Genomic DNA, 22,585 nt, shown 5'->3' with positions numbered 1-22,585 from the left:
AGTATCAATGAAAGTCCATCAATTGAGCGCCGCGGTTGCGCTGGCGCTTGCCGGCCTGGCCGGCGCCGCCTGTGCACAATCGGCCCCGCCGCTGCGCATCTCGCTCACCGCCGACATCCGTTCGACCGAACCCGGCGTCAACCGCGACAGCAACAGCGACGCCGTCGTCCTGCACATCGTCGAAGGCCTGGTCGCCTACGGCGAAGACGCCGAAGTGCGCCCGCTGCTGGCCAGGTCGGTCGACATCAGCCCCGACGGCAAGACCTACACCTTCACGCTGCGCGACGGCATCAAGTTCCACAACGGCAAGCCGATGACATCCGCCGACGTGCTGTGGAGCTGGCAACACTACACCGCGGCCAATTCGGGCTGGCGCTGCGCCAGCGAATTCGACGGCCGCGGCACCGTCAAGGCCACCGGCGTGGAAGCGCCCGACGCGCAGACGGTCGTCTATCACCTGGAAAAGCCCAGCAGCCTGTTCCTGGCCTCGCTGGCGCGCATCGACTGCGGCGGCACGGGCATCCTGTCCAAGGATTCCGTCGGCCCGGACGGCGCGTGGATCAAGCCCATCGGCACCGGCCCGTTCGAGCTGGCCGAATGGAAGCGCGGCGAATACATCCGCCTGACCCGCTACGCGGGATACGCCAACCTGGACGGCAAGCGCGACGGCTACACCGGATCCAAGCGTCCGCTGGTCGACGAAGTGCGCTTCATGATCGTGCCGGACGATTCCACCGCCAAGGCCGCCTTGCAGCGCGGCAACATCGACATCATCGAAGACGTGTCGAACAACGACGTGCCCGTGCTGCAAGGCACGCCCAACGTCAAGGTGGCCTACGCGCCGGTCATGAGCATGACGGCGCTGCTGCTGCAAACCCGGGATCCGGTGCTGTCGAACCCGAAGATGCGCCAGGCCCTGGCCCACGCCATCGATTACAAGCAGCTGGCCGCCGCCGTCACCGAAGGCCTGGCGCAGCCGAACAACTCCATCGTGCCGCTGGTGTCGCCTTACCATGACGCCGTGCAGAAACAGGGCTGGGACTACGACCCCGCGCTGGCGCAGAAGCTGCTCAAGGAGGCCGGCTACAAGGGCCAGGCGCTGTCGATCCTGACGACGAAGCGCTATCCCCAGTCGTACAACTCGGCCGTGATCGTGCAGGCGATGCTGCAGTCTATCGGCATCAACGCGCAGCTGGCGGTGGTGGAATGGGCGACACAGCTCGACCGCTACAACGCCGGCACCTACCAGATGATGACGTTCCCGTATTCCGCGCGCCTGGACGCGGCGCTGAACTACGAAATGGTGACGGGCGACAAAACGAAGCAGCCGCGCAAGGTCTGGGACAGCGCCGAGGCATCCCGGCTGGTGGAAGCGGCATCCGTCGACACCGACCATGCGAAACGCCAGGCGTCGTTCGATCAGCTGCACAAGCTGTTCCTGGCGGACGTGCCCAGCATTCCGCTCTACAACGGCCTGGACATCGGCGCGTACCGCAGCGATGTGGTCGGCTACCAGCCCTGGGCCGTGAAAAAGCCACGCGCCTGGGAAGTGGAACGCGTGGCCAAGTAAAAGGGCTGAGGCGCGATCCGCATTGCAGGAATGCGGATCGCGCCCCCCAAGGCGCAAACCTGCTTATTTATCCGCCAGGACCCGGGTCTCCCAGACCCGTGGCTTTCCTTCCCACACCGAGAACCCCTGCACGCGCTTGCTGCTCGCCCAGGCATCCGCTCCGTTGTAGAGCATCAGCATCGGCGTCTGCTCCAGCATCAGCGCATGCAGCTGATCAAACAGCGCCTGCCGCTTCGCGGGCTCGGACTCCAGGAAGCTCTCATCGATCAGTTTCTGCGCGGCCGGATCGTCCCAGACCTTGCGCGGCTGCTTTTCCTTGTCGCCCGCGAACTGCTCGAAGCTCAGCGACGGATCCAGCCGCGAAGAAAACGAGAACGAGCTGATCTGGTACTTGCCCGTGTTGTAGCGGTCGAGCTGCGTCGCCCATTCCAGGACCTCGATCTTCGCGTTGATGCCGACCGACTGCATCATCGCCTGCGCGATCACCGCGACCTGATAGCTCGGCACGTGCGCCCGCTTGTTCGCATAGATGACCACCGGCTCGCCCTTGTAGCCGGCTTCCTTCAGCAGCTGCTGCGCGCGCGCGGGGTCGTACTTGTAGCCCCGCTTCTCCGCGTCCTTGTAGTAGGCGGACCCCGCGTACACGGCGGAATTGTTCAGCTGGCCCAGGCCTTCCGACGCCGCCGCCACCACCTGCGGAATGTCCAGCGACGCGGCGATCGCCTGGCGCACCTTCACGTTCTTCAGCACCCCGTCCTGCGTCTGGAACAGCAGCACATGCTTGACCGCGTCGTGCGGGCTGAACACGGTCAGGTTCCTGGCGCTCTTGAGTTCGCCCACGTCGGTATTGGTGATCTGGCTGGCGTCGATGGCGCCCGACAGCAGGCCGGCCTTGGACGTGGACGGGTCCGGCACGACCAGGAACTTCACCTCATCCACCAGCGGGCGCTTGGAGCCCACGTAGCCATCGGCCTTGTCGCCTTCGGGCGACACATAGTCCTTGAACGCGGACAAGAGGGTGTATTCGCCGCGCTTCCACTCCTTGAACTGGTACGGACCCGTGCCCACCGGCTTGATCCAGGAGCCGTCCGCCGCCACCGAATCCTTCGAGAGGATCGCCGTCATGCCGCAATCGGTGCGCGCCAGCGAATCCAGGAACACCGCCGACTTGCGGTCCACCTTCATCACCACCGTCTTCGCATCCGGCGCCGACACGTCCGTCACCTTCAGGCCATTGCGGCCGTCGAAGTCGCTGCGGCAGCGCCAGTCCGTCTTGGGATCCATGTAGCGCTGCCAGTTCCACAGCACATCCGCCGAGGTCAGCGTCGCGCCGTTATGGAACTTCACGCCCTCGCGCAACGTGAAGGTGTAGGTCAGGCCGTCTTCCGACAACGACACCGACTTGGCCAGCAAGGGGCCCACGGTGCCGTTCTCGCGGTATCCCACCAGGCCTTCGACCATGTTGAGCACCACGCCGTCGGTCGTGTTGTCGCGGTTGACGCCCGGGTTGGTCGAGCGGATGTCGGCGGGCTGGGCGACGGTCAGCACGGCGGCATGGACCGGAGCGGTGGCGGCCAGCGCCAGGGAGAGCGCGAGCGCTCTGGGAACGAAATGGTGGTGCATGCAAAAGACTCCCCGGCGTGTGGCGCAGAATTCACGCATATTTTGGCGCCAAAATAATATGCTAATTATGGAGGCTACGCTGCGCGCCGCCATCCGGGGTATCCCTGAACGCTTGCCATGAAAAAAAGCGGCGGCCCCTGTCCGGAGGGCCGCCGCGATGGCGCTGCGAATGTCGGCAGGAAAACGGCGTCAGGAAATATCCTGCCCCACGTGCTGCGCGATGATCTTTTGCAGCCGTTTGACGTCGCGCGCTTCCAGCGCGTCCACCATGTCGAAGTGCTCGCGCGCCGAGATCTCGATGCGCGAGCGGGTCACCCATTCCTTGGCGGGCGCCGCCGGCCCGCGCGCACGCATTTCCTGGATCAGCGCCGTCAGTTCCCGGTTGCCGCACAGGTCATACATGCCGGCATGGAACGCCAGGTTGACTTCGTACTGTTCCAGCAAAGTGCCGTCCTGCAGCAGCTTGGCGAAACGTTCGGCCAGCGTGCGCAGGGCGCGCACCTTGGCCGCCGTGACATTGGGCATCAGATCCGCCGCCGCGCCCGTTTCCAGCAGGATGCGGATGTCCCGGATCTGCAGATGCTGGTCGGGATCCATGGCGTAGACGTGATAGCCCCGGTTCGGGATATGCGCAATCAGCCGCTTGGCGGCCAATTGGTCTAGCGCCCGCCGAACGTCCAGACGCTTGGCGTCATAACGCTCTTGCAGGTCGATCTGCTTCAACCAGGCGCCGGGACCATACACGCCCGACTGGATATCATGGGCAATGCGGTCCACCAGGCCGGGTTGCGTCGCCGCCGCTTTCGGCATGGACCACTCCCGTCTATCAGTTCCAAAGCGCGTATTTTAGGCATAACTTCCCGCCGCGCATGAGAGGGAATTTCCCCCCTTCCCTCATGCGATGGCGCGTTGCGGCTCCAGTCCGTCCAGCCGCCAGCGCAGCCGCACGCCGCCGGTATCGGTGGACTCCAGGGCCGGGATCGCCGACAGCAGGCTGCGCGTGTAGTCCTCCTGCGGGCGGTCGAACACAGCATCGCGCGAGCCTTGCTCGACGATGGCGCCGTCACGCATCACCACCACCCGGTCGGCCACCTGTTCCACCACGCCCAGGTCGTGGCTGATGAACAGGCACGAAAAACCGTGCCGTTCCTGCAGGTCGGCAAACAGGTCCAGCACCTGCGCGCGAACGGTCACGTCCAGCGCCGACACCGGTTCGTCGGCGATCACGAATGACGGCCGGCGCACGATGGCGCGAGCGATCGCCACCCGCTGGCGCTGGCCGCCGGACATCTCGTGCGGAAAGCGTTTGGCGTATTCCGGACCCAGGCCGACCTCGGCCAGCACTTCGTCCACGCGGCGGCGCTTGTCCGCCGACGACATGTCCCCGAGCATGCGCAGGCCTTCGCCGACAAGCTGGCCGATGGTCATGCGCGGATCCAGCGAGGAATACGGATCCTGGAACACCATCTGGCAGTTCAGGCGGTAGTCGCGCCATGCCGCGGAGCGGCGGTTGACGGGCTGGCCGCGAAACAGGATCTGGCCGGACGTGGGCGACAGCAGGCCGGCGATCGCCCGGCCCAGCGTGGTCTTGCCGGACCCCGATCCGCCCACCACGGCCACGACTTCACGCGGCTTCACGTGCAGGTCGATGCCGTTCAGGGCGCGCTTTGCGCTCGTGCGCGAGAACAGGCGCTGGTGCCCGGCGTAATCCACCACCAGGTTCCTGACCTCGACAATGGGCGCGTCCTGCGTCAGCTTGCGGGCCGGCAGGCGGCGCGGCATCGCATCCAGCAGTTTGCGCGTGTAGGGATGCTGCGGCCGTTCCAGGATGCCGGCAGTGGTGCCGGTTTCCAGCACCTTGCCGTGTTGCATCACCACCATGCGCTCGGTGTAGCGCGCGACCATCGGCAGGTCGTGGCTGATCATCAGCACGGCCGTGTGATGCTCGCGCGTCAGGTCCACCATCAGTTCCAGCACGTCGCGCTGCACCACGGCGTCCAGCGCGGTGGTGGGTTCGTCGGCGATCAGCAGCGCCGGCTCCAGCAGCATCACCGAGGCCAGCATCATGCGCTGGCGCATGCCGCCCGAGAACTCGTGCGGCCAGGCGTCCATCGCGCCCTGCGGATCGCGAATGCCCACGCGGCGCAGCATCTCCAGGATGCGTTCGCGGCGCTGCGCGCCGGACAGGTCCCGGCGGTGCAGCTTCAGGCCTTCATCCAGCTGGCGGCCGATCGGCATCGACGGGTTCAGGGAGGTCATCGGCTCCTGGAACACCATGCCGATGCGGGCGCCGCGCAGCTTGCGCAGCACGGCCGGATCGGCCTTCGTCACGTCCACGCCTTCAAACAGGATGGACCCGCCCGCCACCACCAGCGGGGCGGGGGTCAGGCCCATGATGGCGCGCGCAGCCTGCGTCTTGCCGCTGCCCGATTCGCCGACGATGCCCACCATTTCGCCCGGCGCGACCTCGAAGGACACGCCGCTGACGATCTCGCGGCCGCCCGGGCCGACGGTCAGGGTCAGGTTTGATACGGTTACCAGTGCGCTCATTGCACGCCCCTCATGCGGGGGTCGAGACGGTCTCGGACCGCGTCGCCCAGCAGGTTGATCCCCAGCAGCGCGAGCGCGATGGCCAGGCCAGGAAGGATGGATAGATACGACGCCTGCGCCATGAACGGACGCGCCGCGGCCAGCATGTTGCCCCAGGTCGGCGCGGGCGGCGGCACGCCCAGGCCCAGGAAGGACAGCGCGCTTTCCGCCAGGATCACCCACCCGAACATGGAGGTGGCCAGCACCGTCAGCGGCGCCACGCAGTTGGGCAGCACATGGCGGAACATGGTGTAGAGCTCGGAGTTGCCCAGCACGCGCGACGATTCGATGAACTCCTTCTCGCGCAGCGACAGCACCGTGCCGCGCACGATGCGCGTCACCGACGGCGTATAGGCCAGGCCCAGCGCCAGGATGATGCCGTACTTGTTGGCGCCCACCACGGCCAACAGGCCCAGGGCGAGCAGCAGGCCGGGAAAGGCCAGCAGCGCGTTGTTGAAGGCCATGATGACGCGGTCGGTCCAGCCGCGCACGAAGCCGGTCAGGGTGCCGATGGCGGTGCCGGCGACGATGGCGAAGGTCACCGTCAACAGGCTGATCCAGACGCTGCTGGACGCGCCGGCCAGCAGGCGCGACAACTCGTCGCGGCCGAACTCGTCCGTGCCCAGCAGGAAATCGCCGCCGGGCGGCTTCAGGCGCGCGACGAAGTTGATCTTCAGCGGATCATGCGGCGTCCAGAGGACGCCCATGATCGCGGCGATGAGCATCGCGCCCACGATCAGGCCGCCCAGGAGCGCATTGGCGGGAATTCGCTTTTTCATTCGGCGGTCACTCTCGGGTCGAAGATGGGATAGCACAGGTCGATGAGCAGGTTCACGATCACATACACCACGCCCACGAACAGCAGGCAGCCCTGGATGACGGGGTAGTCGCGGGCGAAGATCGAGTCCACCAGCAGCCGGCCCAGGCCGGGGATCGTGAACACGGTTTCCACCACCGCGATGCCGCCCAGCAGGTTGCCCAGCACCAGGCCGATCAGGGTCCAGGTGGGGCCGAACGCATTGCGGAAGGCATGGCGCATCAGCACGGCGGATTCGGACAGGCCCTTGGCGCGCGCATGCGTGATGTAGTCCAGCCGCAGCACTTCCAGCGTGCTGGCGCGCGCCATGCGCATCAGCACGCCGATCTCGTGCAGGAACAGCGTCAGGATGGGCATGGCCAGGTACAGCAGGCCGGCCTTCCAGTCTTCACCGATCGACACGTAGCCCACCACCGGCAGCCACTGCAGCTTCAGGCCGAAGAAGATCAGCAGCAGCAGGCCCAGCCAGAAGGTGGGGATGGACACCAGCAGCGTGGCCGAGCCCACCAGGAACAGGTCGGGCCACTTGTTCTGCTTCCAGGCGGCGATCATGCCGGCCGGCACGGCCACCAGCGCGGCGAACAGCACCGCCACCAGCACCACGCGGCCGCTGATCAGGAAGCGGTCCCACACCAGCGGCAGCACGGGCTGGCCGGTGTTGATGGACGAACCCAGATCGCCGTGCAGCATGTTGCCGAACCAGATGCCGAACTGGGTCAGCCAGGTCTGGTCCAGCCCCAGGCGCGCACGCAGGTCCGCCAGCGCGGCCGGCGTCGCCAGGTCGCCCAGCAGCAGTTGGGCGGGGTCGCCCGGGATCAGCCGGATCATCACGAACACCGCCACCGCCACGATCAGCAGGGTCGGCACGGCCATGACAATTCGGGATAGCGCGAAACGCAGCATGGCCGTCTCCTATGCCTCAGTGATTCGCATGCCGCAGCTTGCGCAGGGCGTCGGCCAGGAAGTCCTGCACCTGGCCCACGCATTTCAGGCCGTCGTGCGGCACGTTGTCCACCACGTCCAGCACCGCCTTCACGCCGGCGGCCTCGAACGAACGGCGCAGCGATTCCAGGCGTTCCGGACGCGTCTTGCCGGCGTCGTTGGCGCCCGGCATGTAGAACTTGCCGCCTTCGCGATGAGTGATTTCCCAGGTTTCCAGGTCGGCCTTGCCCACGATCATGTGCACCGCCACCTGCTTGAGCGCCTCGATGTCGATGCGCTTGCCAAAGCGGGCTTCCGCGTCGCGCACGCCCACCCACCAGTCCTGGCTGGGGTCGAGCAGCGTGACCGAGCCCGGGGCGCCGATCGACACGGCCCACAGGCTTTCCGGATGCAGGTAGGCAAAGCGGTTCACAAACTGGCCGCCGCCGGAATAGCCGAACAGGCCGAACTTCTTGAACGTCATGCCGAACTTTTCGCCGACTTCGGCCACCATGTCGAGCAGGATGTCGTCGTAGCGGATGTCGCCTTCGCGCAGCTGCTTGAAGCCGTCGCGGTTGCCGTCGCCCAGCGGGCCCACGGGGAACAGCGGGCACAGCACGATGCAGTCGTTCCAGCGCGCGAATTCGGCGAACGCGTCGCGGTATTCCACGAAGGCGCGGCCCGTGCCGTGCATGATGACGACCAGTTCCATCGGATGCCGGGCGGTGTCGATATGCGGCGGCACGTACATGCAATAGGAAAAGCGCGGGTCGGTGCGCGCGGCGAAGACCGTGCTGTGGCCCAGGTCGTACATGGCCCGCGCCAGGGCGGCGTCGGGTTGAAGAGCGATAGCTGCGTTGGACTGCATGATTTCCTCGTTCCCATGGCCGCTCGCGGCGCATGGTGGATGCCGGTGGTCGAAACAATAATCACATAAATTGGCGCCAATTTTAGGCGCGACTGTTTCGACGCAACAAGGCAGGGGATTCCCTAGTCCGGCACGGTGGCGCCGCCCGGGCGCCGCCGGCGCCCGGGCGGGCAATGCCGGATGTCGCTCACGCTTTCTTGAACAGCCGCCGGGCCGCGGCGACCACGCCCAACACCACTGCGCCGGCCGCGATGCCGAACAGGGCATTGAGCACCGTGGCCGTCAGGGCCTGGACCACGCCGCCCCCGCCCACCGCGGCGGCGGCATGTTCAACGGCGGCATGGACGGGAGGGATGCCGTGGGTCAGGATGGCCCCGCCCACCATGAACATGGCGGCGGTGCCGACCACCGACAGGGTCTTCATCAGGTAAGGCGCCGCGCCCACGATCCGCTTGCCCAGCCAGGCCAGCGCCTGCGAGGACTTCCGGCTCAGGTACAGGCCCAGGTCGTCCAGCTTGACGATGCCCGCCACCAGGCCGTAGACGCCGACGGTCATGGCGATGGCGATGATGGACAGCACCGCGACCTGGCGGGTGAAGTCGGCGCCGGCCACCGCCCCCAGGCTGATGACGATGATTTCCGCCGACAGGATGAAGTCGGTCCGGACCGCGCCCTTGATCTTGGTTTTCTCGAACGCCACCATGTCGACCGCCTGGTCCTGCAGAGCCTGGGCGCGCGCGGCGTGATGGCCTTCGGGGGATTCGCCGTGCGACAGGTATTTGTGCGCCAGCTTTTCGACGCCCTCGTAGCAGAGGAACGCGCCGCCCAGCATCAGCAGGGGCGTGATCGCCCAGGGCGCGAAGGCGCTGATCAACAGCGCCGCGGGCACCAGGATCAGCTTGTTGACGAATGAGCCCTTGGCCACCGCCCACACCACGGGCAGCTCGCGGTTGACCGGCACGCCGGTGACCTGCTGGGCATTGAGCGCCAGGTCGTCGCCCAGCACGCCGGCGGTCTTCTTGGCCGCCACCTTGGTCATGACGGAGACGTCGTCCAGGATGGTGGCGATATCGTCGAACAATGCGAAGAAACTGCTTCCGGCCATCAGGAACCCCTCTTGCCCTGGTAAGGTCCTCCGAGTGTACAGGCGGCAAGCGCCGGATTCCGGCAACGCGCGTTGCCGTTTTCATTCCCTTTGTGTCCGGATCGGATGTGGCCGGGCGGACCGCTGGCAGCTACATGGCTTCGATGCGCGGATACAGATCGCGGTTTTCGCGCTGCATCCGTTCGTGGACCCGGCGCAGCACGGTATTGGCGTCGTCCCGAAAGCCGCCTTCGTCCAGTTCCAGGCTGCGGGCGTTGTTCCAGCGCTTGGCGAAGGCCTCGTAGGCCGCGGCGATCGCGTCCATCTCCTGCTGGAATTCTTTGCCCTTGCGCGCCAGGTCGACGTCCGCGCTGCGCGCCACCGCGGGATACAGCGCGCGGTCCTCGACGGCCAGATGCAGCTTGATGGTTGCGCTCATGGACACGATGCCCCGCGCGATCTCGGCCGCGTTGCGCGCCACGCCGGCCAGAGCCAGTTTGCGCAGCGACGCGATGCCTTGCAGGATATCCACGTGCTGCTGCTTGAATTTATCGATATTCATACGGACCTTCCCGACTGATGCGGCGGGGCCGAACGGCCCCGCCCTTGCTTTGCGCGCCCCTCAGGCCTGGACGCGCGCTCCCGCGTTTTCGAACAGGATGTTGTTTTCCAGGTGGATGTGCGCCATCAGGTCTTCCTTGAACTGGCGGATGCCCAGGTACAGCGCCCGCCAGGTGTTGCAGGCGGCGCGCGGCAGCGTCGCATTGTTGGTCAGCGCCATCAGCCGCTCCAGCGCCACGCCGTGGTCGTCGTGTTCCATGCGCATCACCATGATCGGCATGGCGGCCATGCCGCCGTGGCCGCGCGCCAGCATCGGGAACAGCACCTGTTCTTCCTTCTGCATGTGGCTTTCAAGCTCCTGCTGCATGGTGCGCAGGTGGTCGGCCAGGCCGGCCGGACAATCCGGACTGTCGGCATGCACCTGCTCCACCTTCAGCGCCAGGCGGATCAGCTCGGGCAGCTGCTGGCGGTGCACCTCGTGGTAGCGCGCCAGGATGTGGTCCACCAGTTCCGCGGGGGAGGCCTCGCCCCAGTCCCGTTCCTGCGACGGATTCTGCGCCAGCGCGATCAGGCGCGCCTCGATCTGGGCCGGATCCAGGGAACGCTGGGCCGCGGCCTCGGCCAGGCTTTTTTTGCCGCCACAGCAAAAATCCAGCTCGAATTCGTGGAAAACCTGCGTGGCCCCGGGAATGCTGCGGGCCAGCTGGCCCAGGGATTGCTCAACCATGCTCATCGCGTCTCTCCATTGATCATGACGGTATTTGCTCAGACGCGAAAACCGTGCCAGGAAAAACTTGCGATTTATCAATCACCTGCAAATTAAAGGGTAGATATCACCCTATTCGGGTAGGGTTCTATTCACCCCGCGACGGTAGAATCCACCCATGCAAAACCTGCTGCTTGCCGACTTGGTCGCCGACCTTCCCCCCGCCATCCGCCTACAGCGGCTGGTGTCCAGCCTGCGCACCCACTTTCGCTGCGGGGCCGTCGCGCTGCTGCAGCTCGAGGAAGACCACCTGCGCCCCATCGCGGTCGACGGGCTGACCCAGGATGCGCTGGGCCGGCGCTTCGCCGTGCAGCAGCATCCGCGGCTGGCCGCCATCCTGGGACGGCGCGGGGTCACCTGCTTCCACCACGACAGCACCCTGCCCGACCCCTACGACGGCCTGATCAACGGCATGGCCGGCGAACCGCTGCCGGTGCATGACTGCATGGGAACCAGCCTGCACATCGAGGGCAAGACGTGGGGCGTGCTGACGCTGGACGCGCTGGAGGTCGGCACGTTCGACATGGAAGCGCAGGCCGACCTGCGCGATTACATCGTGCTGCTGGAAGCCGCGCTGCGGACCACCCGTCTGGAAGCCGAGATCCGCGCGCTGCGCGTGGCGCGGGGGCAGGCGCCCGCCGACAACGCCGCGCCCGCCGGCAGCGACATCCTCGGCCAGAGCGAATCCATCGGCCGCCTGCTGCACGAAATCGACGTCGTGGCCGATTCCGAATTGCCCATCCTGCTGCTCGGCGAAACCGGCGTCGGCAAGGAGCTGTTCGCGCATCGCGTGCACGGCCTGTCGCGCCGCCGCGACAAGCCGCTGGTGCACGTGAACTGCGCCGCGCTGCCCGAATCGCTGGCCGAAAGCGAACTGTTCGGCCACGCCAAGGGCGCGTTTTCCGGCGCCGTCGCCGACCGGCCCGGCCGGTTCGAGGCCGCCAACGGCGGCACGCTGTTCCTGGATGAAGTCGGCGAACTGCCGCTGCTGGTGCAGGCCAAGCTGCTGCGCACCCTGCAGAACGGCGAAATCCAGCGGCTGGGCGACGACCGCCCGCGCACCGTGGACGTGCGCATCGTGGCGGCCACCAACCGCAGCCTGCGCGACCTGGTGCGCGCGGGCGACTTCCGCGCCGACCTCTATCACCGCCTGTCGGTCTACCCGATCCCCATCCCTCCCCTGCGCGACCGCGGCAACGACGTGCTGCTGCTGGCGGGCCGCTACCTGGAGCTGAACCGGGCCCGGCTTGGACTGCGCAGCCTGAGGCTGTCGCCCGACGCCGAGGAAATGCTGCGCCGCTACCGCTGGCCCGGCAACGTGCGCGAACTGGAGCACGTCATCAGCCGCGCCGCCATCAAGGCGGTCAGCCACGGCGCCAGCCGCAATGAAATCGTGACGCTGGGCGTCAAGCTGCTGGACCTGTCCGATGGCGACATGCCCGAGTCCCGGGAAGACGATGCGGCCGACACGCCCGAACCCGGCACGGCCGCCCAATCGCTGCGCGAGGCCGTGGACGCCTGCCAGCGCCAGTCGATCCGGCGCGCGCTGGCGGCGAACCAGGGCAACTGGGCGGTGGCCGCGCGCGCCCTGGACGTGGACCCCAGCAACCTGCACAAGCTGGCGCGGCGCCTGGGCCTGAAGGCCTGAGCCGCGCCTGCAAGTCTGCGCAATGCTGCCCGCCGGCGGCGCATCCCGGCGCCGGCGCCCCTGGCCGTTCAGGCCTTGATATACACCCAGGCGTGCGCGCCGGACTTCAGCAGGACGGACACGCGCTTGTAGTCGGCGACCTCGTAATCGTCCGCCGCCTGCAATTCCTTTTGCGTGATCTCGAAGACCGTGCCGCGCACCTCGTCCTTGGGATCGTAGCTGGCGTGGACGATGGGATGCTGTGCCTTGCCGCTGGTCTTGAGCACGGCGGGATCGGTGATGTCCACCCAATTCAGCACATAGCCCGTCATGGCATCGGGCCGCCCGTTGAGTTCGCGGCCGAAGTTGGCAAGCTGCACGGCCTTGTCCTGCAAGGTTCCGTAGGAAAAAAGCAGGATCGCGGGTTCATTCAATTCGGGCACGATCGTGTCCTTCAGGAAAATTTGGTATCCCGAGGGACTTTACACCCAGCGGCGAACCGCGCCCCGTCGAATGCCGTCGGATTTCGTCAGGCGAATATCGGCGCCGGCCGGCAGCAAGGCCGCCCGGCGCATTCCGGACGGTCAGTCAGCGGCATGGAATTCCCGTGGCGCCGCGCGCCGACGCTACGCCACGCGGTGAAATATCAAGCTGGCCCGCCATGCGAATCCACCATCAGACGGCCATGGTTGATCGCGGCATCCACGGCCATTCCCGGGCTGGAAACAAACCCGCCCGACGCGAACAGCGGCACGGGATGCGGTTCGCCAAGCTTGTCCTGGTCCCCCGCGAGTTCGACTGCCACCGTTGCCGTGAACGCCGGCCGGCTCGTGCCCGCGACCGAAATCCGCGAAACACTGGCAGTCAGCCTGTAGCCCTTGTAGACCATGTTGTTGTGAAGCATGAATCCCCCAATGCGGGATCAATAGGCCTTGCGGCCTTTGATCACAATGCGCGGATCTGTGTAGCGTGCGGGCCTTTGGCGCCTTGGGCGGTCACGTAGCTGACGCGCTGATTTTCAAGGAGCACTTTGTGGCCGTCACCGACGATTTCCGAGAAGTGCGCGAACAGGTCCTTGCCGCCGTTCTCGGGCATGATGAAGCCAAAACCCTTGGCGTCGTTGAACCACTTAACAATTCCGGTTTCCATGGTCTCTTTCCTTTCAATGCGGACTGCGCCCGCGAAATGAGCCAGTCAAGGAAAGGACCGCGAACAATGATGCGCCCTGAGGGGGGGCAAGACCGGACGAAAATCACGATGCTCGAAAAGCTTCCAGTCCACTATGGACGTGATGCCGGTGGAAAGTCAACGAACGTTTCCAAATACCACCTCAATGCGACGAAGACGGCGTTTTCGCGCATTTTCCGGCCAGAATCCGGATCATTCGGGCTTGCGCCGCACGAATGCGTAACTATCCCCGCATTTGCGGCGTCCCGCCGGATAAAGCGCGTATCCTCGAGACGTGGTGCTTGAACGCGCGTCGCCTCGCCGTATCGCCATATCGGAGTACAGCAATGGTCAAAGCACGCAAGCCCACCGCGCAGGTCCGTCCGGGCATGCCTATCCCTCGCAAAGCACGCGCGTTGATGGCGGCTTTCGCGTGAGCGCAATCAGAAGGTCTATCGCCAGATTTGCGAACGCCTGCGTCAAACTGCTGCCTTCGTCCCCCACGCTGCCGCGCGGCGGCGAATTCGAGCATGACGCGCGGCACAGCAACGCCGCGATCTCGTCGCCGTGGCGCATCTACCGGATTTACGCGCGCCCCGGCCATCTGCTGATGCGCAACGAGCAAGGCCGCATTCTGGACCTGGGCGTCATGAAGGGCGCCGAACCCAATCTGAAGTACCGGCTATTCGCCCGCGACCTGCAAGGCAGGGGGTTCGCCACGCGCACGCAGTTGCTGGACGACATCGCGCGGCGCATCGAAGCGGGCGAGGTCAGCAAGGAACTGCTGAACCTGCCCGAATGGGGGCAACCGCTGGGCGCGGACCTGGATCGCGGCACCCACATGGACGTGTCGATGAAGCACGGGCGCTAGGAACGCCCCACTGGGGCGCCCCCGCCCGGCGGCGCGAACGCGTCGATGCGCCGTTCAGCGCCCGAACACCGATTCCAGCACCACGCCGGTGGCCACGCCGATCAGAAAGTAGTCCGCGCCCACGCCGATCCACTGATAGCCGCGCGGCGGCTGCTTCAAGTGATAACCGCGCCAATCGTCGATCACGTATTGCGGACCGCGATACGGCTGCGGCACGCGTTCACCCTTGCCCCAGCGCGCCGGCGCGGGATCGGGCCGGCCCGGGGGCTGGCCGCGGCCATGATCCGGCCCGCGCTGCTGGCTGTGGCCGGGACCGGCCTGCGGCGACTTTCCAGGCGGCCCGTTGTGACCGTTGCCCGGTCCCTTGCCGGGGCTATTGCCGGGTCCGCCGGCAGGGCCGGACGAACCGGGACCGCCGGGGCCTCCCCGATCGGGCTGAGCCTGCGCCAGGGCGCTGCTCGCCGCAAGCACGGCAACCAGAAGCGTGGAGATGAGCTGTTTTTTCACGTCTTACCTTTTCTATCCGCGGCATATGCCGACGCCATGAATTCTAGGCAGCCGATGTCTTGCAATAACGACCAAGCGTTACAGCATGTCAGGCTCAGCCGATTTCGAAATCCACTGTGACAGCTATCCGCGCCGGCGGTCCCCTTGCGCAGCCGTCGGATATGCTTGCGGCTCGAAAAAAACAGGTCCGACGATGATGAACGCCGCTGAAATCCTGGACGCCTGCGAGCGCCTGGGCTGGAAAAACAACGACCCCATGGCGCAGACGCTGCAGTTGCGCCGCACTGCGCCCGAAGCATTGGCGGAACTGGTCCTGCAGGCCCTGGACCGGCCCCTGAAGAACGCCACCTTCATCGACGCCGCGCTGGACCTGATGGACGACGATGCCTATGCGGCCACGGTCGCCAAGGTCTGGCGGCTGGGTGCGGATTCCGAACTCGCCTGCGCAATCCTGGACTCGGCGGCCCTGCAGCATCCCGACGTCTTCGCCCCCGAATGGGAGCGGCTGCTGACGGCCGTGCAAAATGGCCATGGAGGCCCGGAGTATCTTGCCGACCACGCGTGGCGCGCCCTCGACGGCGCGACGCTGGACGACTGGCTGGAACGGCTGGGCCCGGACCTGTCCGAAGGCAGCCCCGGTCGCGCGCGCGCCGTCGCACTGCTGCGATCGCGCCGGCCCGGAACGGTGCACGAGGCCTGGCGCCGCCTGTTTCCCGACGCCTCCGATCCCGAAGCCGCGGCGTGGCTGAAGCAGGCCGGCTATGCGGCGCACGCGGGCGGCCTGCGCGCGCTGCATGGCGAGCAGCCCCTGCATATCGGCTTCAGCCGCGCGCAACGCAAGCACATGCTGGCGCAGCAGCCGGCGTGGCGGCGCGAAATACAAAACGCGCATCCCACCTGGAACGCAGGCGCGGCCCCCGCCACGCGGGCGCGCATGGGCGGCACGCTGACGGCCGTCTGCGGCCTGTGTCACGCCCGCCTGCACCGGTTGCTGGCGCTGCCCGATGCCGCCGCGGCCGGCATCGCCAGCGACACCGGCGTCGAATTCGCCACCTGCCTGTCATGCCAGGGATGGGAGGCCGACGGCGCGCTGTTCTACCGGCACGACCAGGACGGCGCGCCGGCCGCTCACCCGAGCCAGCGGCGCGACGCGCCATTGACGCCCGAGCAGGTCGCAAGCCCCTTGCTGGAAGCCGACGTCGACCTGTTCGCGGCGCCGGCGCGCTGGCGCTGGCAGGACTGGGGCGAATCCAATGGCAGGCAGAATCTCAGCCGGGTGGGAGGCGCCCCGAGCTGGGTGCAATCGGCGGACTATCCCGCGTGTCCCGATTGCGGCCAGGCCATGGACTTTGCCATGCAGCTGGATTCCGGCCTGCCGCAAGAAGAGGGTGACGAATGGCTGTGGGGCAGCGGCGGATGCAACTACACCTTCTGGTGCAAGGATTGCCGGGTGAGCGGGCAGCTCTGGCAGTGCACCTGAGGCCACTGCAAGGCCGGTGTTTCACCAGGGTGCAGGGGCGTGCTTTTCCGTTAGTATGGAGCGCGCCGCAACCCTACCCGCCGTCATGCTCAACACCGCCCTGCGCTATTTCCTGGAAGTCGTGGACTCGGGCTCGCTGACCGTCGCTGCCCAGAAGCTGCACGTGGCGCCGTCGGCGGTAAGCCGAATGGTTCGCAAGCTGGAAGAGGAACACCAGACGCTGCTGTTCGACCGCCACGCGCGCGGCATGGTCCTGACCGAAGCCGGCCAACTGCTGAAGGCCTACGCGCGCCGGGCTTCGCTGGAGGCCGAACGCGCCCGCGCCGAAATCCGCGACCTGAGCCAGATCGGCCAGAAGCTCATCCGCATTTCGGCCAACCAGGCCTTCGGCCGCGAGCTGCTGCCGCGCGTCATCGGTGAATTCCGCGCGATCGAACCGTCGGTGCGCTTCGAGCTGAACATCCTGCAGTCCTCGGAGATCAACCGGCGCGTGCGCGAAGGCGAAGACGATATCGGCATGAGCTACAACCTGTCGCCGCCCCAAGGGGTGCATGTGCAGTATGCGCGCCGCATGCCGGTCATTGCCGTCATGGCGCCGGACCATCCGCTGGCCGGCCGCAAGACGCTGTCGATGCGCGATATTGGCGATCACCCCGTGGTGCTGATGGGTCCGGGCAGCACCATCCGCTTCATCATCGACCTGTGCTGCATGCACGAGAAGATCGAACTCAACGTGGCGATGACCTGCAACAACCAGGGCGCGATCGAGACAAGTTGCCGGCGCTGGGGCGCGATCAGTTTTTCCGGCGACCTGACGGTCATGACCTCCACCGAACGCGGTGAACTGATCAAGATTCCGATGACCAACACCGAGTTGCACCAGCGCAATATGCATATCCAGACGATGGCGGGCCGCCAGCTGCCCGCCAGCGTCACGCGCTTCGTGGAATCGCTGGGCGCGCACATCGACGCCGCCTACGACCCCGCCTGGATGGCGGCGGGGCTGGACATCGGCCGCTAGGCGCGACGCTGCAGCTGGCCGCCCGCAGCTCGCCGCGCGCACCGCGCACGGACCCCGCGTCGTTCCTACGCCGCCAGGCCCGCGGCCCATTCGGGTTCGAGCCAGGCCGCCCCGTCATCCAGCGGGCACACGGGCCGGGGCAGTCCCTTGAAGTCGATCTGCTTCAGGTTCGGCGTGGTCAGCCCTGGACTGTCGACGTCGTGGATGCGCTCGTTCGGGAAGAACTCGTCGAAGCCCGCCCGATAGTGGCCGCGGCTCTTGACGATCACATGCCCCGCCTGCCCGATGTCGATGCCATGCATCTCCAGCATCGCGGGCTCGGCCAGTTGACGACGCAGACTGCCCACCACCACCTTCATGCCGGAATCCACCAGCTCCAGCAGGCAGGTCGCGCCCATCGAGAACTTGCGGCCGCGCAGAATGCCGCGTCGGCCCATGCCCTCGCCGTCCGTGAGTTTCAGCACGCGCGCGCGTGCCGTGTAACGGCGCGAATATTCGCTCTCGACCTGATTGAACACCGCATCGAACTCCGCCCCGACACCCACTTCCCCGGCCCGGGCCGCCAGGGCGGGATCGACGAACACACCAAGCACCACGCCCGGGATGCGCGCCTGATCGAACGCGCGCAGCAACCAGGTGGTATTGCCCCGTCCGCCGCCGCCCGGATTGTCGGCCACGTCCGCGAACAGCAAGGGCTGCGCGGCATCGCGGGCCAATTCCACCGCGCGCTCCACGGCGACGGTATTGGCGATGTAGCGCTCCCGATCGGCCCAGCCCGCGCGCGCCACCTGCATGGCCGTGCGGCGAGCCGCCTGCAGATCGCCCCGCGCAGTCACCGTGATGGTCACGCCGCATTTCGGCAGATCCGAAAACACGAATCCGGCGCACACGGCCACGTTGGCGATCGGCCCATCGCCGGCCTTCTGCGTCAGCGATGCGCCCAGCGCCACCAGGTCGGCATACGGTCCGCTGGCGGTCGACAGCGTCACGGAAGGCGGCGTCAGGGGCAGGCGCACGTAGGCCGTGACCATGCGCGTGCCATCCAGAATTTCGTGGATCATGTCGGCGGCCTCCGCCGCCCGCTCGCGCTGGTCCACGTGCGGGTTGGTTCGATACGCGATCAGGCCATCCAGCGCCTCTACCGTTTGCGCCGACACGTTGCAGTGCAGGTCGTGCGTGGCCACGATCGGAACGTCCGGGCCGACGATGGCGCGCAGCCTGCGCATCAGCACGCCTTCCGTATCGTCCTCGCCTTCCGCGGACGAGGCGCCATGGTTCGCCACGTAGACGGCGTCCACGGGCATGGCGGCGCGCAGGCGCTGTTCCACCTCGGCCAGGAAAGTGGTCCAGACGCCGGCGCTGGCCGGGCCTCCCGGCGGCGCGGCAATCACGATCAGCGGCGCCGGCGTCCAGCTTCCGCGCTGGTTCATGCGGTCATAGAAGCCCGCCACCTCGCTAGGCAGGCGGCTGGGACCGCTTGCAAGCGCGGAGATGACTTCGCCCTCTTCCCAGCATTGCGCCTGGAAATCCGCCTCGACCGACAGCGGGCAGAACGCGTTGGATTCCAGGTGAAAACCAAGAATGGCGACCTTGGGAGCCTTGCTGCTCATACGAAACTCCCTCAGGCCTTGTGCAAGGTGTAGAACAGCGACATCTGGGGCTGGAAATCCTTCCAGTCGCGGCGCAGCGCGCTGACCGGATAGCTCGCGCCCAGCGGAATGTAGGGCACGTCCTCAAACACCTGCAGCTGGATCTCGCGGCAGATCTTCTTCTGCGCTTCCAGGTCGGGCGCATTGAACCAGTCCAGGCGCAACTGCTCCAGGCGTTCGCTGGTGGGCCAGCCGAACCAGGCCTGCTTGCCGTTGCCGCGCAGCGGCAGGTGGCCCGCCGGGTCCAGGTTGTTGGGGCCGGTGTTGCCCGTGAACGCCACGCTCCAGCCGCCCGCCGTGGGCGCTTCCTGGTTGTTTCGGCGCTGCACGGCGGTGCCCCAGTCCATGGTCTGCAGGTCCACCTTGAAACCCAGGCGCTTGAACAGGTCCGCCGTCACGAGGGCGGCGGCGTGCCAGGTCGGGAAGTCCACCGGATCCAGCAGCACCACGGTTTCGCCGTTGTAGCCGGCCGCCTTGATCGCGGCGCGCGCGGCGTCGATATCGCGCTTGCCGGTCAGCTTCTCCATGCCCGCGTCGCTGTCCATCGGTGAGCCCGGCACGAACACGCCGCAGCGGTCGCTCCAGTATTCCGGGAAATCGGCGCCGTTCATCGCCGTCATGTATTCGGTCTGGTTCACCGCGCTGAGCACCGCGCGGCGGATCGCCGGATTGTCGAAAGGCGCGTGCAGATGGTTAAAGCGCATCACGCCGATGGTCGGCAAACTGCGCTTGACCAGCTGGATGTTGGGATCCTGGCTCAGGATGGGCAGGAAGTCGCTGTCCACCATCTCGACGCCATCGACCTCGTTGGCCTGCAGCGCCGCGATAGCCGTGGCGCGGTCAGGGATGATGTGCCAATGCACCTCGTCCACGTGCGCAAGCTTGGGGCCGGCCGTGAACACCGGCTTCCTGTCGTCCTTGCGCGGCGCATAGCCCGCGAACTTCTCGTACACCACGCGCGAACCGGACACCCACTTGCTGGCGGCAAACGTGAACGGGCCGCTGCCGACCATTTCCTTGACCTGCTCGGTCTCCGGCAGCTTGGCCAGGCGTTCCGGCATGATGCCGGCCATGTTGCCGGACTGGCGGCCCAGCGCGTGAAGGATCAGCGGGAACGGCTTCTTGAGCTGGAACTGGATCGTCTTGTCGTCCAGCGCGGTCAGCGACTCGGTCGCCTGCATCAGGGAACGGCCCATCAGGTCCTTCTTGGCCCAGCGCTGGATGCTGGCCACCACGTCCTGCGCGCGTACCGGCGCGCCGTCATGGAACTTCAACCCGTCGCGCAGCGTGATCTTCCACAGCAGCCCGTCGTTCTCGCTGGTGTGGCCGGCGGCCATCTGCGGGCTGGGCAGGTACTGCTCGTCCAGCCCGTAGAGCGTGTCGAACACCAACTGGGCATGCACCTGGGTCATGGCCACGGTCGTGAACATGGGATCCAGCAAGGTCAGGTCCGCCTGGGGTACCCAGCGGAACAACGATTTCGCGGGCGCGGCCCACGACAGACCGGGCAAGGCCCAGGCGGCCGCCGAAGCGGAAGAAGCCAGCAGAAAATTCCTACGATCCATTTTCTATCTCCGGGATAAAAAGGAAAAAAACGATGTCCTGTTGCCGCTAGTACGCGCCGCCGATGCGGTGCCGCGCCACGAAATGCCCCTCCCCCACTTGCACCAGCGGCGGCACCACCGGTTCGTCGCCCACGGCCCGCGCCGGACTGGGGAGTTCGCTCAGTTCCAGCTTTGCGCCCCGGCGCGAGGCGGGATCCGCGATGGGCACCGCCTGCATCAGCTTCCTGGTGTAGGCATGCTGGGGGTTCTCGAAAATCGCCTGGCGCGGGCCGATCTCGACAATCTGGCCCAGGTACATCACCGCGACCCGGTGGCTGATGCGTTCCACCACCGCCATGTCGTGCGAGATGAACAGGTAGCTCACGCCCAGGTCGCGCTGCAGGTCGATCAGCAGGTTCACGATCTGCGCCTGGATCGATACGTCCAGCGCGGACACGGATTCATCCGCGATCAGCACCTTGGGGTCCACCGACAGCGCCCGCGCGATGCATATGCGCTGGCGCTGGCCGCCGGAGAACTCGTGCGGCCAGCGCCGCATCATCGACGCGTCCAGGCCCACCCTCTCGAACAGCTCGGCCGCGCGCCGGTCCGCTTGCGCGCCGGTGTGGAGGTTGTGGATCAGCATCGGCTCCTTGACGCACTCCCCCACCCGCATGCGCGGATTCAAGGAAGCGAAGGGATCCTGGAAGACGAACTGCATGTTCCGGCGCAGCGCCAGCAGCGACGCGGGGTCGTCCTGGCGCACGGGTTTGCCCTGGAACTCGATGGTGCCCCGCGACGTCCTGGCCAGCCGCAGCAGCGAACGCCCGGTCGAGGTCTTGCCGCAGCCTGACTCGCCCACCAGCGACAGCGTCTCGCCTGCGTGCAGGTCGAAGCTGACCTGCTCCACCGCGTGCACCCGTTTCTTGACGCGGGCGAACACACCGCCGCGTACGTCAAAACGGGTCACCAGGCCCCGCACGCTCAGCACCACCTCGTCCTTGGCCGCCAGGGCGGGCGGTTTCGCGGGATGCCCCGCATCTTCGTCGGACAGCAGCGGAAAGCGCGCTGGCAGCGCAGTGCCCCGCATCGCGCCCAATCGGGGCACCGCCGACATCAACGCCTGGGTGTACGGGTGCCTCGGCGCCTTGAACAGGCCCAGCACATCGTTGTTCTCGACGACGTCGCCCTTGCGCATGACCATGACCCGGTCCGCCACTTCCGCCACCACGCCCATGTCGTGCGTAATGAAGATCACGCCCATGTCCATCTCGCGCTGCAGTTCGCGGATCAATTGCAGGATCTGCGCCTGGATCGTCACGTCCAGCGCGGTGGTGGGTTCGTCGGCGATCAGCAGCGCCGGCTTGCAGGACAGCGCCATCGCGATCATCACGCGCTGGCGCATGCCGCCCGACAGCTCATGCGGGTAGCGCCCCATGATGGCGGCGGCATCCGGGATGCGCACCTGGTCCAGGATCCGGCGGGCGGCGGCCGCGGCCGACTTCGCGTCGCCGGGCTGATGCAGCCGGATGGCTTCGATGATCTGCGAGCCCACCGTGAACACCGGGTTCAGCGAAGTCATGGGCTCCTGGAAGATCATGCCCAGGTCATTGCCGCGCATGGCGCGCATGCTGTCCTCGGACGCCGCGACCAGGTCCACCGATTGTCCGGGCGCCCGATGAAAGGTCATGCGCCCGCTTTCGATACGGCCGCCTCCGAATTCCACCAGCCGCATGACCGCCAGCGACGTCACGGATTTTCCCGAGCCGGACTCGCCCACGATCGCGAGCGTCTCGCCGCGATCCACATGCAGGCTCAGCGACTTGACCGCACGGAAGGTGCTGTCGCCGCGGCCGAAGGCAATCGACAGGTCTTCGATTTCCAGCACGCGCCGGTTCTGTGTCGTTGTCGTGTTCATCG

At 66.7% G+C, this 22,585-nt stretch carries 21 protein-coding genes; 5 read left to right on the top strand and 16 right to left on the bottom strand.

Features of this window, described 5'->3' with window-relative positions; genetic code table 11:
• Positions 1-7 precede the first annotated feature (7 nt).
• Entirely contained in the window at positions 8-1,570 is a 1,563-nt protein-coding gene (locus tag ABE485_RS03850; RefSeq protein WP_346513592.1) for an ABC transporter substrate-binding protein, read from the top strand.
• A 63-nt stretch (positions 1,571-1,633) separates the two neighbouring features.
• Here the strand turns inward: ABE485_RS03850 and ABE485_RS03845 are convergent, their stop codons facing one another.
• The 9 genes from ABE485_RS03845 to ytfE all read right to left on the bottom strand — a co-directional run bounded on the left by ABE485_RS03845 (position 1,634) and on the right by ytfE (position 10,766).
• Complete coding sequence (locus tag ABE485_RS03845) at positions 1,634-3,193, bottom strand: ABC transporter substrate-binding protein (protein ID WP_346513591.1); 1,560 nt, start codon at positions 3,191-3,193, stop codon at positions 1,634-1,636.
• Between the two features lie 189 nt (positions 3,194-3,382).
• On the bottom strand, positions 3,383-4,003 hold the full coding sequence (locus ABE485_RS03840) for a GntR family transcriptional regulator (protein ID WP_346513590.1): 621 nt from the start codon (positions 4,001-4,003) through the stop codon (positions 3,383-3,385).
• 84 nt (positions 4,004-4,087) lie between these two features.
• The gene (locus tag ABE485_RS03835; RefSeq protein WP_346513588.1) at positions 4,088-5,743 is read right to left on the bottom strand and encodes an ABC transporter ATP-binding protein; all 1,656 of its coding nucleotides are present in this window, start codon (positions 5,741-5,743) and stop codon (positions 4,088-4,090) included.
• The gene (locus tag ABE485_RS03830; RefSeq protein ID WP_346513587.1) at positions 5,740-6,561 is read right to left on the bottom strand and encodes an ABC transporter permease; all 822 of its coding nucleotides are present in this window, start codon (positions 6,559-6,561) and stop codon (positions 5,740-5,742) included. Before ABE485_RS03830 ends, ABE485_RS03835 begins: the two co-directional genes overlap by 4 nt.
• Complete coding sequence (locus ABE485_RS03825; RefSeq protein ID WP_006223711.1) at positions 6,558-7,502, bottom strand: ABC transporter permease; 945 nt, start codon at positions 7,500-7,502, stop codon at positions 6,558-6,560. The genes ABE485_RS03830 and ABE485_RS03825 overlap by 4 nt, the downstream gene beginning before the upstream one ends.
• 16 nt (positions 7,503-7,518) lie before the next feature.
• Positions 7,519-8,388, bottom strand: a complete 870-nt coding sequence (locus ABE485_RS03820) for an alpha/beta hydrolase (RefSeq protein ID WP_346513586.1) — start codon at positions 8,386-8,388, stop codon at positions 7,519-7,521.
• Between the two features lie 187 nt (positions 8,389-8,575).
• On the bottom strand, positions 8,576-9,493 hold the full coding sequence (locus ABE485_RS03815) for a DUF808 domain-containing protein (protein WP_346513584.1): 918 nt from the start codon (positions 9,491-9,493) through the stop codon (positions 8,576-8,578).
• 130 nt (positions 9,494-9,623) lie between these two features.
• Positions 9,624-10,034 carry a hemerythrin domain-containing protein gene (locus ABE485_RS03810; protein WP_346513583.1) on the bottom strand — a complete coding sequence of 137 codons (411 nt, stop codon included), beginning with the start codon at positions 10,032-10,034 and terminating at the stop codon, positions 9,624-9,626.
• 60 nt (positions 10,035-10,094) lie between these two features.
• Positions 10,095-10,766 (bottom strand): iron-sulfur cluster repair protein YtfE, encoded by a 672-nt coding sequence (gene ytfE, locus ABE485_RS03805; protein WP_346513581.1) that lies wholly within the window; start codon positions 10,764-10,766, stop codon positions 10,095-10,097.
• Between the two features lie 151 nt (positions 10,767-10,917).
• On the opposite strand from ytfE, the gene norR reads away from it, so the two are divergent.
• The gene (norR, locus tag ABE485_RS03800; RefSeq protein WP_346513579.1) at positions 10,918-12,447 is read left to right on the top strand and encodes a nitric oxide reductase transcriptional regulator NorR; all 1,530 of its coding nucleotides are present in this window, start codon (positions 10,918-10,920) and stop codon (positions 12,445-12,447) included.
• A gap of 68 nt (positions 12,448-12,515) precedes the next feature.
• Here norR and ABE485_RS03795 read toward each other — a convergent pair whose 3' ends face one another.
• From ABE485_RS03795 to ABE485_RS03785, 3 genes are all read right to left on the bottom strand, one after another.
• A complete protein-coding gene (locus ABE485_RS03795) occupies positions 12,516-12,860 on the bottom strand; it encodes a gamma-glutamylcyclotransferase family protein (protein ID WP_430795386.1) in 345 nt (114 codons plus the stop codon).
• 212 nt (positions 12,861-13,072) lie between these two features.
• Positions 13,073-13,330, bottom strand: coding sequence for a hypothetical protein (locus ABE485_RS03790; RefSeq protein ID WP_346513575.1), 258 nt, complete (start codon positions 13,328-13,330; stop codon positions 13,073-13,075).
• Positions 13,331-13,371: 41 nt separating this feature from the next.
• A complete protein-coding gene (locus tag ABE485_RS03785) occupies positions 13,372-13,575 on the bottom strand; it encodes a cold-shock protein (RefSeq protein WP_346513574.1) in 204 nt (67 codons plus the stop codon).
• A 451-nt stretch (positions 13,576-14,026) separates the two neighbouring features.
• Here ABE485_RS03785 and ABE485_RS03780 point away from each other — a divergent pair, with 451 nt between their 5' ends.
• Positions 14,027-14,464, top strand: a complete 438-nt coding sequence (locus ABE485_RS03780) for a hypothetical protein (RefSeq protein ID WP_346513572.1) — start codon at positions 14,027-14,029, stop codon at positions 14,462-14,464.
• A gap of 54 nt (positions 14,465-14,518) precedes the next feature.
• Here the strand turns inward: ABE485_RS03780 and ABE485_RS03775 are convergent, their stop codons facing one another.
• On the bottom strand, positions 14,519-14,971 hold the full coding sequence (locus ABE485_RS03775) for an RcnB family protein (protein ID WP_346513570.1): 453 nt from the start codon (positions 14,969-14,971) through the stop codon (positions 14,519-14,521).
• A gap of 193 nt (positions 14,972-15,164) precedes the next feature.
• Here ABE485_RS03775 and ABE485_RS03770 point away from each other — a divergent pair, with 193 nt between their 5' ends.
• On the top strand, positions 15,165-16,451 hold the full coding sequence (locus ABE485_RS03770) for a hypothetical protein (protein ID WP_346513568.1): 1,287 nt from the start codon (positions 15,165-15,167) through the stop codon (positions 16,449-16,451).
• Between the two features lie 85 nt (positions 16,452-16,536).
• Complete coding sequence (locus ABE485_RS03765) at positions 16,537-17,472, top strand: LysR family transcriptional regulator (protein ID WP_346513566.1); 936 nt, start codon at positions 16,537-16,539, stop codon at positions 17,470-17,472.
• 65 nt (positions 17,473-17,537) lie between these two features.
• Here the strand turns inward: ABE485_RS03765 and ABE485_RS03760 are convergent, their stop codons facing one another.
• The 3 genes from ABE485_RS03760 to ABE485_RS03750 are packed head-to-tail and all read right to left on the bottom strand — an operon-like array spanning position 17,538 to position 22,583.
• Positions 17,538-19,082 carry a M81 family metallopeptidase gene (locus tag ABE485_RS03760; protein WP_346513564.1) on the bottom strand — a complete coding sequence of 515 codons (1,545 nt, stop codon included), beginning with the start codon at positions 19,080-19,082 and terminating at the stop codon, positions 17,538-17,540.
• A gap of 11 nt (positions 19,083-19,093) precedes the next feature.
• Positions 19,094-20,686 carry an ABC transporter substrate-binding protein gene (locus ABE485_RS03755; RefSeq protein WP_346513562.1) on the bottom strand — a complete coding sequence of 531 codons (1,593 nt, stop codon included), beginning with the start codon at positions 20,684-20,686 and terminating at the stop codon, positions 19,094-19,096.
• A 46-nt stretch (positions 20,687-20,732) separates the two neighbouring features.
• Positions 20,733-22,583 carry a dipeptide ABC transporter ATP-binding protein gene (locus ABE485_RS03750; RefSeq protein WP_346513560.1) on the bottom strand — a complete coding sequence of 617 codons (1,851 nt, stop codon included), beginning with the start codon at positions 22,581-22,583 and terminating at the stop codon, positions 20,733-20,735.
• Positions 22,584-22,585: the final 2 nt, after the last annotated feature.

Origin of the sequence: Achromobacter spanius, assembly GCF_039673305.1 — a bacterium.
Taxonomy (GTDB): domain Bacteria; phylum Pseudomonadota; class Gammaproteobacteria; order Burkholderiales; family Burkholderiaceae_B; genus Achromobacter; species Achromobacter spanius_F.
The sequence above is the reverse complement of the archived record's forward strand: the minus strand, read 5'-3'. Positions and strand labels throughout refer to the sequence as shown.